The sequence below is a fragment of the Bifidobacterium biavatii DSM 23969 genome (genome assembly GCF_000741165.1).
GTDB lineage: Bacteria > Actinomycetota > Actinomycetes > Actinomycetales > Bifidobacteriaceae > Bifidobacterium > Bifidobacterium biavatii.
This window is the reverse complement of record NZ_JGYN01000049.1, coordinates 1-11,754: the sequence shown is the minus strand read 5'-3', so window position 1 is coordinate 11,754 and position 11,754 is coordinate 1. Positions and strand designations below refer to the sequence as shown.

Genomic DNA, 11,754 nt, shown 5'->3' with positions numbered 1-11,754 from the left:
CTCATCGAATCCCTCGCCGTCAAAGGCGCGACACCAGGATGCCCCGAACTCGCCACGCTCGGCCGCACCCTCAAACGACGCATGAGCGACATCCTCGCGTTCTTCGACCACCCCCACGGGGCGAACGGGCCCACCGACGGCCATCAACGGCCGACTCGAAACCCTCAGAGGCATCGCCTCGGCTTCCGCAACCTCGACAACTACATCACCAGAAGCCTACTCCACACCGGCGGATTCAAACACGCCATCCAAACCCACCTCTAACCACCACCCCTACACACCAAAATGCGAAGAGCCCGATATTGGAAAGCCCTTGCAAACATTGGCGTTTGCAAGGGCTTTCCAATCATTCGTTAATGAAAATGATTCCCATTAACAAACCTTCCACATCCAGTTGTGCGGATCCTCGATCTCGCCGAGCTGGATGCCGAGCAGCTGGTTGCGCAGCGCCACAGTCAGCTCGCCGGAACCGCCGTCGGCGACGGTCACGTCGAACTTCTCGGACTTGAAGCGGCCGATCGGAGTGATGATGGCGGCGGTGCCGCAGGCGAACACCTCGGTGACCTCGCCGGACTTGATGTCCTCGAGCAGCTGGTCGAGCGCGATCATGGTCTCGACGACGTCGTGGCCGTCGTCCTGCAGCAGCTGGATCAGCGAGCGGCGGGTGACGCCCGGCAGAATGTTGCCGGTCAGCGACGGGGTCTCGACGTGGCCGTCCTTGTGCACGACCATCATGTTCATGCCGCCGAGCTCCTCAAGATAGGTCTTAGTGGCCGCGTCCACGAAGCACACCTGCTCGCAGCCGTTGGCGATGCCCGTGTATTCGCCGAGCAGGGAGGCGGCGTAGTTGCCGCCGCACTTGGCGAAGCCGGTGCCGCCGGGGCCGGTGCGGAACCACTTGTCCTCCACCCAGATGCTCACCGGCTTGACACCGCCCGGGAAGTACGGGCCGGACGGGGAGGCGATCACGCAGTAATCGACCTCTTGCGGGGCACGCACGCCAAGGAACGGCTCGGAGGCGAACATGAACGGACGCATGTACAGCGTGTATTCGCGACGGGACGGAACCCAGTTCACATCACGCTTGACGAGTGCGGCCACGGAGCCGATGAAGTCGTCGATTGGCAGTTCCGGCAGGTACAGGCGCTTGGCGGAGTTCTGGAAACGCTCGGCGTTCGCGTCCGGGCGGAACAGCCACGTGGAGCCGTCGGCGTGGCGGTACGCCTTGAGGCCTTCGAAGCACTCCTGCGCGTAGTGCAGCACGGAAGCGCCCGGGTCCATCTTGAGCGGCGCGTACGGTTCGATGCGGCGGTCGCCCCAGCCTTCGCCCTTGGTCCACGTCATGTGGGCCATGTTGTCGGAGAAGACCTGGCCGAAGGCCGGCTTGTCGATGAGTTCGTTGCGCTTCGCGTCGGAGGCCGGATTGTCGTTCGGCAGGACGGTGAACGGCTCGGTGAGCTTGTCAAGCGCCGCGGGATCGTGATGAGATTGTTCAGTCATTGCTAACTTCTTTTTGTGTACAGATGCCCGCCGTGGTCGTCGTTGTGCTGCGTGAACCGCGGCCGGCATGTGCCGATAGGTGCAGTCGGCGCTTGTGGCACCGACTTCTGGTGTTTACTTTCTCACACACCGGCTTCGGCGTGTGAGAAAGTTTCACATTATGAATGGAGAGAAACGGCGGGGCGATCAACGAACGACGCACCCCTCCCGCATACGGAAAAAGCCCGTACAAGTTCGCCTGTACGGGCTTTCCCATGATGAGTTCGACGCTATTCGTCGATCAGCTAATCAACGGATAGCGGGAAAATCACTTGGCGTCGGCGGCCGGAGCGGCAGCGGCGTCAGCCGGGGCAGCGGCAGCGTCGGCAGCGGCCTCCGGAGCGGCGGTGGACTCGGTGGCATCCTCCGGCACCTCGACGGTGACGACGGACTCTTCGAGGTCATCCATGTCGAGCTCGACGCCCTCCGGCAGGACGACGTCCTTGAGCAGGACCTTGGTGCCGTCGGTCAGACCATCGACGTTCACGACGATCTTCTCCGGCAGGTTGGCGACGTCGGCGCGGACCTTGAGTTCCTGCACGTCGACGAACGCGACGGCGACGCCCTTCGGGGTGCCCTCGACGAACACCGGGACCTCGACGTCGATCTTCTCGCCGGCCTTGACCTCGTAGAAGTCGATGTGCTCGACAATGCGCTTGACGGGGTTGCGCTGCACGTCCTTGACGACGGCCAGCTTGGACTCGCCGCCGAACGCGATGGAGAACAGCGCGTTGGTGTGACGCAGGGACAGGGTGGTCTCCTTCATCGGGAGCTTGACGAACACCGGGTTCTCGCCGCCGGCGTAGATAGTCGCCGGAATCTGCTTGGCGACGCGCATACGGCGGGCAGCGCCCTTGCCGAACTCGTCGCGGACTTCGCCCTCGAGCTTGATGGTGGTAGCCATGATTGGTCTCCTTGGTTTGTTACTTGTCGTTCTGTCTGTTTGACGCCACGACGCGCCGCAGAACGCACCAAGGAGGTGAGCCATACGCCGAGTCGATTACGGAAAATGCGGACTTCTGCATGAAGTTGCGTCTTCCCTCGCCAAAGCAACAGAAACCTAGTATACACGGCCGGCGGACATATCGAACATGACGAGCCTACAATGGAAGGCAGCAGTTGAGTCATGGCGGTTTTCGCTCACCGGCGCAACGCTCGGCAAGCGAAAAATCGCCACGCGAACAGGCAGAATCGAGGATGCGATGAAGCAGACCACCAAGAATACGATGATTGCAATGGGGACGGCCACTGCTGCGGCCGGAATCGCCGTCGGATCGACGATCGCCGCCGCGCACGTGCTGTTTCGCTTCGCGCTCGACACGAAGAAGCCGTGGTCGATTCCGAACCGTCAGCCCGAGTCCGGCAACGGCAACAACAACGGCAACGATCAGGCTCCCGTGCGCGACGCCGATGACATCGCGCGGTCAGAAGCCTGGTTCGACGAGGCGAAACAGCCGGTCACGCTGCGCAGTCGTGACGGTCTGCGGTTGCACGGATGGCTGCTCGACCCGGACTGCGCGTCGCCGACGCCACACCTGTATGCGATCTGCTGTCACGGTTACACCGGCGAGCCGCGAGAGATGGCGAAATGGGCGCACCATTATGCGAAACTCGGGTTCACGGTGCTGGTGCCGGCGTTGCGCGCGCACGAGCTGAGCGAGGGACGCTATATCGGCATGGGCTGGCTGGAGCACTTCGATCTGCTGGATTGGCTTGATCTGATCGTGAAGGCCGATGCGCAGGCGCGCGTGCTGCTGCACGGCAATTCGATGGGTGCGGCGACGGTGATGATGACGGCCGGCGACGCCCGCCTGCCGCGCAACGTGGTCGCAGCGGTCTGCGATTGCGGCTATTCGTCGACGGTCCGCCAGTTCACCGACACGGCGATGACGATGTTCCGCCTGCCCCTGCCGCTGGCGTCGCTGATGGTCATGCTCACGAGCCGAGTGTGCTGGAAGCACGCTGGATACCGGTTCGAGGACGCGTCCTGCACAAGGGCGCTGCGTCACGCCACGATCCCTATGCTGTTCATTCACGGCAGCGCGGACGACTTCGTCTCCCCCGCCTCAATCAATCGCAACTACACCGCCTGCGCGAGCATCCACCGCGAAAAGCTGCTCGTGCCCGGCGCGGGTCACACGATGAGCGCCAGCACCGCACCGGACGTCTACTGGCGCAAGGTCACCGGTTTCGTGCGCGGCGTGTTCGAATTATAAAAACAAGAAAGAGCGGCTTCCCTTCGAATCAACGAGGGAAGCCGCTCTTTCTTGCGCGATTACGTTACGCGATCAATTCCTTGACGGCGGCGATGACGGCCTGCAATCCCGCCTTCGCGTCGCCGAACAGCATCTGCGTGTTGTCCTTGAAGTACAGCTCGTTTTCGATGCCGGCGTAGCCCTTGCCGCGGCCACGCTTCATGACGACCACGTTCTGCGCCTTGTCGACGTCGAGGATCGGCATGCCGGAGACCGGGGTGCCGGGGCGGCGCGCGGCCGGGTTGGTGACGTCGTTCGCGCCGACGACAAGCGCCACGTTCGCGCTCGGGAACTGCGGATTGATGTCGTCGAGATCCACGAGCTCCTCGTACGGCACGTTCGCCTCGGCGAGCAGCACGTTCATGTGACCGGGCATACGGCCAGCGACCGGGTGGATCGCGTATTCGACCTCGACGCCGTGGCCCTTGAGCAGTTCGCCGAGGTCGGCGAGCTCACGCTGCGCCTGCGCCTGAGCGAGGCCGAAGCCGGGCACGAAGATGACCTTGTCGGCGTAGACGAGCTGCACGGCCACGTCGTCCGCGGTGGTTTCCTTCATGGTGCCCTCGGGGCCGTCGGCCGAGCCGGCCGCGTCGGAACCGCCGCCGAATCCGCCCGCGAGAACGGACATGAGCGGACGGTTCATGGCCTTGCTCATGGCGAGCGACAGGGTGACGCCGGCGGCGCCAACGAGCGCGCCCGCGACGATCAGCGCGATGTTGTTGATCGCCAGGCCGCTCATGGCGACGGCGGTGCCGGTGCACGCGTTGAGCACGGAGATGACGACGGGCATGTCGGCGCCGCCGATCGGGATGACGAACACGAGACCATAGCACAGGGCGAACACGGTGGTCAGGATGCACCAGAGCACCGCGTTGGACGGCTGCACGCACAGCATGACGAACGCGATGACGGTGAGCACGATGAACGCGATGTTCCACACGCCCTTGGCCGGCAGGGTGAGCTTGCGCAGGAACTTGACGCCCTGCAGCTTGCCGGCGGCGACGAGCGAGCCGGTGAACGTAACCGAGCCGATCATGATGCCAAGGCCTGCGGTGATGAGCACGACGATGCCCGGACCTGAGGCATCTTCGGAGTTGAGGATGTCGTTGAGCGCGACGAGCGCGGCCGCACCGCCGCCGACCGTGTTGAACACGGACACGAGCTGCGGCATGTCGGTCATCTTGACCTTCTTGGCGCTCCACACGCCCACGATAGCGCCGATCGCGATGCCGGCGATCAGCAGTGCGACGGCGACGCCGTGCTGGAAGCCGTTACCGATCTCGCCAACGAACAGCACGATGAACGCCATGACGCAGGCCATGATCATGCCAGCGGCGGAGATCATGTTGCCGCGACGGGCGGTTTTGGGCGAGTTCATCAGGTGCAGGCCGATCACGAACATGACCGCGGCCAGCAGATAGACGAACCATTCGACGACGCCAAGCGGCGTGCCCAGCGTTTCAGCCAGCGTACCCATTTACTTGGCTTCCTCGTTCTTTTCGGAATCCTTCTTCTTCGACTTGTCGGACTTGAACATCTCAAGCATGCGGTCGGTGACCACGTAGCCGCCGACGACGTTCATCGTGCCCAGCACGGCAGCCAGGAAGATGAACACCCATGCGAGCGGGCTGGTGGCGTGCGCGGCGACGATGACCACGCCGACGATGACAATGCCGTGGATAGAGTTCGCGCCGGACATGAGCGGCGTGTGCAGGGTGGCGGGCACCTTGCCGATGACTTCGACGCCGATGAGCAGCGCCAGAACGAACAGGGTGATCGCAACGACGATATCCATGATGATTCCCCTTCTTGCCTATGCCTCGGCCGGCGCGGCGGCGGCCGGGCGTCCGGCCACGACGAGCGCGTCGTCGAGTTCCTCGTTCAGGTCGATGGACAGCTTGCCGTCGCGCACGAAATGCGCGAGCACGTCGGCGACGTTGCGCGCGAGCAGGTTGGATGCCGTGTTGGAGACTTCGCTGGCCAGATACGGCGCGCCGATGACGGTCACGCCACCGTCAGTCACCGTGGTGCCGACCGTGGAGCCTTCGACGTTGCCGCCGAGTTCGCTGGCCGCGCAGTCGACGATCACCGCGCCGCGCTTGAGACCGTCTACGCCGGCCTTGGTGAGCAGCACCGGGGGCTTTCGGCCGGGAACCTTGGCGGTGGTGATGATGACATCGAAACCGGCGGCCTTTTCGTCAACGGCGGCCTGCTGGGCGGCCTGCTCCTCGGGGGTGAGGGCGCGCGCATAGCCGCCTTCGCCCTGCCCCTTGGAGAAGTCGAGGCCAAGGTCGAGGAACTTCGCGCCGAGGGATTCGACTTCGCCGCGCGAGGCCGGGCGCACGTCGTACGCGGTGACGACCGCGCCGAGTCGGCGGGCCGTGCCGATGGCCTGCAGGCCGGCGATGCCGGCGCCGAGGATGAGCACCTTGGCCGGGCGGATGGTGCCGGCGGCCGTGGTCATCATCGGGAAAAACGATCCGTACGCGTTGGCCGCCACAAGCGCGGCCTTGTATCCCATGACGGAGTTCTGCGAAGTCATTTCGTCCATAGACTGCGCGGAGCTGAGCTGTCGGGGCAGCTTTTCGATGCCGATGCCAACGATGCCGGCCTGTTCGAGCGCGGCAATGTAGTCGGCGTCGGTGAACGAGCCGAGCATGCCGATCACCCATGTGCCGGGCTTAATCTTCGCAACGAGCGCGGCGGATGGACGGTCGACGAATCCGAGCGCATCGGCCTTGGCGACCACTTCGTCGGCGGACAGCACCTGCGCGCCCGCCTTGGCGTAATCATCATCGGTGTAGTGAGCGGCAATGCCGGCGCCGCTTTCGATCAGGCAGGTTATTCCCGCCTTGCGCAACCGCGTGACGATGTCCGGCGTCAGCGCGACGCGGGATTCGTCGGACGATGTCTCGTTGAGGACACCGAACTTCACGGTGGCTTCCTGGGTTTCAGCCATGAGAGCCCTTTCTTTCCTAATGTCGAAGCATTCCTTGCTCCGCGCCCCAGTGTATCGGACATCGCGAATCTCGGTGCGTCGGATTCCACTGGACGAATGGTTTTCTGCAAACGTGTGCGGCACATCCGCCGGGCCGCACAGCACGTTTGCCTACGCTACCGTAAGGTGACGGACTTGGGAAGAACGATTATTATTCAACATTTGAGAAGACCATCAGCAGTGGTTGTGAAAGAACGTCAAGGAGATATTCGTGTCCGTCATCACCTCATTGAACAAGCAGGCTACCGGCCTCGTGCAGAAGGCGTTGCGACTGGGGGGCGACTTTGTGCACCCCGTCAGCGACGATTCGTCCGACGCCCCGGACTACGTCTCCCCCGACGAGATCTCCGACACCGAAACACGCGACTTGCCGCATACGGACGAATGGGGTCCGGGATACCCGACCACGACGTTCATTGATCCGACCACCGGGCTGCTGACGGCCGAAACGCAGGGCAATCCGCCGCTGGATGAGCATACGACGATCTACAGCGTGTACGAGGACCGTGCTCGCCGCATGGGCGACGACCCGCTGTACACGTACAAGGAGAACGGCGAGTGGGTCACCAAGACGGCCAACGAGTTCCTCGCCGAAGTGCGCCGGGTCGCCAAGGGCTTCATCCACTACGGTTTGAAGAAGGGCGACGCGGTCGCGTTCATGTGCCGCACGTCGTACGAGTGGGATCTGGCCGATGCGGCGATCATGGCGTGCGGCGGCGTGCTCGCGTCGATCTACGACACCGATTCGGCCGAGCAGATCCGCAACATCGTCAACAATTCCGACGCACGCCTGCTCATCGTGCAGGATACGACGATGCGCGACAAGGCGGACGGCGCGATCGAGGAGTGCCCGTCGCTCGAGCACATCATCTGCATCGAGACGGGCGGTTTGGACGAGATCGCCGCGTACGGCGCTTCGGTGAGCGATGAGGAGCTCGACGCGCGCATCGCCTCACTCAAGAAGACCGATCTGTGCTCGATCATCTACACGTCCGGTTCCACGTCGGCGCCGAAGGGTGTCGAGATGACGCACGAGAACTACTGCACGGACGCGTTCAACCTGCGCGATTACATGCCGGACCTGCTCCAGCATGACAAGTCCGGCTCTATCCTGCTGTTCCTGCCGCAGGCGCACACGTTCGCACGCGCGATCAACTACATTGTCGTCGCGTCCAACATGCGCGTGTACATCGCGACCGGCATCAAGACGCTGCTCGCCGATCTGCAGGTTGCCAAGCCGACCGTGATGATCGTGGTGCCCCGCGTGCTCGAAAAGGTATACAACGCGGCCTCGCAGAAGGCCGGCCACGGCGCGAAGGGCGTCGTGTTCGCGGCGGCCGTCACCGCGGCGCAGCAGTACATGAAGGAGGTCAGCGAGTTCGGCAAGGCCAAGACGCTGACCGCCGTGCGCCGCGCCTCGTTCGATCCGGTCGTCTACCAGTCGCTGCGCGAGGCGCTGGGCGGCCGCGCCAAGTGGATCGTCTCGGGCGGCGCCCCGCTCGACCCGGAGCTCATGAACTTCTTCCGCGGCGCGAACATCCCGGTCTACGAAGGCTATGGTCTGACGGAAACGACCGCGCCGTGCGCGTTCAATCCGCTCGGCGTGCCGTTCCACGAGGGTTCGGTCGGCATTCCGTTCCCGAGCTTCAAGATCCGCATCGCGGAGGACGGCGAGATCCAGGTCGGTGGCCCGGTCGTGTTCCACCGCTACCACAAGAACGACGAGGCGACCGAAAGCGCATTCACGCCGGACGGCTGGCATGCGACCGGCGATCTAGGCCGTTTGGACGACGACGGATTCCTGTACATCACCGGCCGCAAGAAGGACCTGATCATCACAGCCGGTGGCAAGAACGTAGCCCCCGGCCCGATCGAGGAGGTCATCCAGCGTTGCGAGATCGTCTCGCAGGCCTTGGTGCTCGGCGACAAGCGCCCGTTCATCTCCGCCCTCATCACGCTGGACGAGGAGACGCTGCGCCCGTGGCTGGAAGCGAAGGGTCTCGACCGCGACATGCCGATGGAGGAGGCCGCCACCAATGCTGCGGTCCGCGCCGAGGTGCAGAAGTGGGTCGATCAGGCCAACGAGGGCGTCTCCCGCGCCGAATCCGTGCGTAAGTTCATCATCCTGCCCGAGGAGTTCACGCAGGAGAACGGCCTGATGACCGCCTCCCTCAAGGTGATCCGACCGAAGGTCATCAAGCGCTACGCCACCCTGCTCAACACGCAGATGTACACCAAGAAGAAGTAACGTTTCTTCCCCAATGACACGAAAGGCTCCCGTTCGGGAGCCTTTCTTCGTATGAGCCATAGCGTAAACCGCGAAACGATCTCAAACAGTCGGAAAAGTTGAAGAAGCTAGAACCCAAGCTTCTCCAACTGCTTGGGATCGGACTGCCAGCCCTTGGCAACCTTGACGTGCAGATCGAGCTTGGCTTTGCCGCCGACGATACGGTTGACAGGCGTGCGCAGCTTCTTCTTGACGCGCACGAGATGCTCCGCGCCCTTGCCGATGATGATCGGCTTCTGCGAGTCGCGTTCCACGTACACGGACACGAGCACATGGATCTTGCCGTCGTATGCGGCGCCGGACTCGTTGTCCTCCGGGTATTCGATCGAATCGACGACCACGGCGAGCGAATGCGGCAGCTCGTCGTCCAGTTCCTCGAGGAACGCGCCGCGCACGAGCTCGGCGATCGTCTCCTCGGGCCGCTCCTCGCTGATCTGATCGTCCGGATACATCTGCGGGCCTTCGGGCGTGTGGTCGATGAGCACGTTCTTCACTTCGTTGAGATTGTCGTGTTCGAGCGCGCTGACCGGCACGATGTCCGAAAAGTCGGCGAATTCGTTGATTTCGATGAGCTTGTTGATGAGCTGCTCACGGTTGAGCTCGTCGATCTTGGTGACGATCGCGATCAGCGGCACCTTCCACTTGAACGTGCCGTCGTCTCGCTTGGTCGCGAAATCGGCGCGCAGGCGACTCAGGATGCGGCGGTCGCCGGGACCGATCTCCTGGTCGGCGGGCAGTAGGAACGCGACCACGTCCACGTCGGACAGGGATTCCTCGACGATGTCGTTGAGGCGCTGGCCGAGCAGCGTGCGCGGACGGTGGATGCCGGGCGTGTCGACAAGCACGAGCTGCGCGTGGTCGGTGGTGAGGATGCCGCGGATGGCCTTGCGCGTGGTTTCCGGACGGGACGACGCGATGGCGATCTGCTTGCCGATCAGCGCGTTGATCAGTGTGGACTTGCCCACGTTCGGGCGGCCCACCACCGCGACGAATCCGGAACGGTACGGCTGTTCACCCTGCACGGAATCGTGCGCCGGGTCATGCGTCGGACCGGTACCCGCCGTCTGCTGTTCGTGTTCGCTCATGCTACTCCTTGTCGTTGTCGTCGCGGCCGGCACGGCCCTTGCCGTCGCCCTTGCCATTGTTGTCCTCGTCGTTTTCAGCCGAATCATCTTCCCCGACGCCCTCGACGTGCGCGGGTTCGACGACGATCGTCGACACCTTCTTGCGCCGGCCGGCCGAATCGACCGCGGTCAGGCGCAGACCGCGCGTCACGGCGGACGCGCCGACGATCGGCACGCGGCCGATCAGCTTGGTGAGCAGGCCGTACACCGTGTCCACGTCGTCCTCGTCGATGTCGATTTCGAAGATCTCTTCAAGGTCGGCGATCGGTGTGCGCGCCGGCATGCTCCACTTGTTGTCGCCGATCTTCTCCGGTTCGGCATGCTGCGTGCGGTCGTGCTCATCCTCGAGTTCGCCGACGATCTGCTCGATCGCATCCTCGATGGTGACGAGCCCCGCGATGCCGCCGTACTCGTCCACGACGATGGCGACGTGCTGGCGCGTTCGCTGCATCTCGTGGAACAGGTCGTCGACCGGCTTCGATTCGGGCACGAGCATGGGCTGGCGGATGATCGAGCCGACTTCGCGGCCCATCGCGGCCGGGTTGAACGCAGTGGCGCGCACCGCGTCCTTGAGGTAGGCCACGCCGATCAGGTCGTCCACGTCCTCGCCAATCACCGGCACACGCGAGAAGCCGGAACGGGAGCACAGCTTGAGCATGCTTTCCAGCGTCTCCGTTTTCTCGATGCAGATCATATCGGTGCGCGGCACCATGATCTCGCGCGTGAGCGTTTCGGACAACGTGAGCACGTTGCGCAGCATCTCCGAAACTTCCGGGTCAAAGTCGTTCGCCTCGACCAGCCGGTCGATCGTGGCACGGCCCTGCTCGAGCTGGATCTTCTCGAGCTCCTCGTCGTCGGACAGGTCAGAATCGTCGCGGCCACGCTTCTTCGGATCATGCTGTCCGCCGATACGCGCGAACGGGGTGAGCGCTACGGCGATCGAAACGAGCGTGGCCCGGCCGAGCATGATGTCGACCGGCTTGAGTGCCCCGGCGGAACGCGGGCGGACTAGGATCGACACCACGGCGACGATCACAGCGAACACGAATCCGGCGAGCAGTTCGGCCCACATCGGCAGGCTGAACAGCGACGCGATGCACGCGACGAGCACGCCGTCGAGCACGTTGCACGCGATGCGGAAGAACGCGCAAGATCCGGCCGTGGCATAGCGGTCGGCGATCAGATGCTGCACCTTGTGGATGCGGCCGATTTTCTTCATGCGCAGGAACTGGGAGGTTTCCGAGTCGGTCTGCACTTCGAGGATCAGGTTGTTGAGACTGGCACGCGTCACGCGCGAAACGGCGCCTTCCGCGGCGGCCAGGGTCAGCGACAGCCAGACGAGCAGGGCTGCGACGAGAACGAGGATGATGGTCAGCGCTATGGCCGACGTGTCCGATGGCATGAAGTTCCTTTGTTGATCGTTGGTGGTTGGGTTGGACCGGTTGAGGTTGAACCGGATGCAATGTCGGCCGGTTGAGCCGACGCCGCCGTCAGTGGCCCAGCTGGCGGTTGGTGCCGTGCTTGGCCTCGTACGCGGCGAGCGCGTCGGGC

10 protein-coding genes are annotated in these 11,754 nt (G+C 63.7%); 3 read left to right on the top strand and 7 right to left on the bottom strand.

The annotated features are described in order from the left end of the window. Positions 1–264, top strand: a 264-nt coding sequence (locus tag BBIA_RS12905; RefSeq protein ID WP_162179176.1) for a transposase, incomplete at its 5' end; no start/stop codon positions are given. 108 nt (positions 265–372) lie between these two features. Here BBIA_RS12905 and BBIA_RS12900 read toward each other — a convergent pair. After that, positions 373–1,500, bottom strand: a complete 1,128-nt coding sequence (locus BBIA_RS12900) for a branched-chain amino acid aminotransferase (RefSeq protein ID WP_033495462.1) — start codon at positions 1,498–1,500, stop codon at positions 373–375. Positions 1,501–1,807: 307 nt separating this feature from the next. Beyond that, a complete protein-coding gene (locus BBIA_RS12895; protein WP_033495465.1) occupies positions 1,808–2,443 on the bottom strand; it encodes a 50S ribosomal protein L25/general stress protein Ctc in 636 nt (211 codons plus the stop codon). Positions 2,444–2,741: 298 nt separating this feature from the next. Between BBIA_RS12895 and BBIA_RS12890 the strand changes: the two genes are divergently transcribed. Then, entirely contained in the window at positions 2,742–3,755 is a 1,014-nt protein-coding gene (locus BBIA_RS12890; protein WP_033495466.1) for an alpha/beta hydrolase, read from the top strand. A 64-nt stretch (positions 3,756–3,819) separates the two neighbouring features. Here BBIA_RS12890 and BBIA_RS12885 read toward each other — a convergent pair whose 3' ends face one another. From BBIA_RS12885 to BBIA_RS12875, 3 genes are read right to left on the bottom strand one after another with little or no spacing between them, the layout of a single operon-like run. Then, positions 3,820–5,271 carry an NAD(P)(+) transhydrogenase (Re/Si-specific) subunit beta gene (locus BBIA_RS12885; protein ID WP_033495468.1) on the bottom strand — a complete coding sequence of 484 codons (1,452 nt, stop codon included), beginning with the start codon at positions 5,269–5,271 and terminating at the stop codon, positions 3,820–3,822. Beyond that, positions 5,272–5,589, bottom strand: a complete 318-nt coding sequence (locus tag BBIA_RS12880; protein ID WP_033495470.1) for an NAD(P) transhydrogenase subunit alpha part 2 — start codon at positions 5,587–5,589, stop codon at positions 5,272–5,274. A gap of 18 nt (positions 5,590–5,607) precedes the next feature. After that, entirely contained in the window at positions 5,608–6,753 is a 1,146-nt protein-coding gene (locus BBIA_RS12875; RefSeq protein ID WP_033495472.1) for an NAD(P) transhydrogenase subunit alpha, read from the bottom strand. A gap of 250 nt (positions 6,754–7,003) precedes the next feature. On the opposite strand from BBIA_RS12875, the gene BBIA_RS12870 reads away from it, so the two are divergent. Further along, positions 7,004–9,040, top strand: a complete 2,037-nt coding sequence (locus tag BBIA_RS12870) for an AMP-dependent synthetase/ligase (protein WP_033495475.1) — start codon at positions 7,004–7,006, stop codon at positions 9,038–9,040. A gap of 107 nt (positions 9,041–9,147) precedes the next feature. On the opposite strand, the gene era is transcribed toward BBIA_RS12870, so the two are convergent. Beyond that, positions 9,148–10,164 (bottom strand): GTPase Era, encoded by a 1,017-nt coding sequence (gene era, locus BBIA_RS12865; protein WP_193786512.1) that lies wholly within the window; start codon positions 10,162–10,164, stop codon positions 9,148–9,150. 1 nt (position 10,165) lies between these two features. After that, entirely contained in the window at positions 10,166–11,605 is a 1,440-nt protein-coding gene (locus BBIA_RS12860) for a hemolysin family protein (protein WP_033495477.1), read from the bottom strand. Positions 11,606–11,754: the final 149 nt, after the last annotated feature.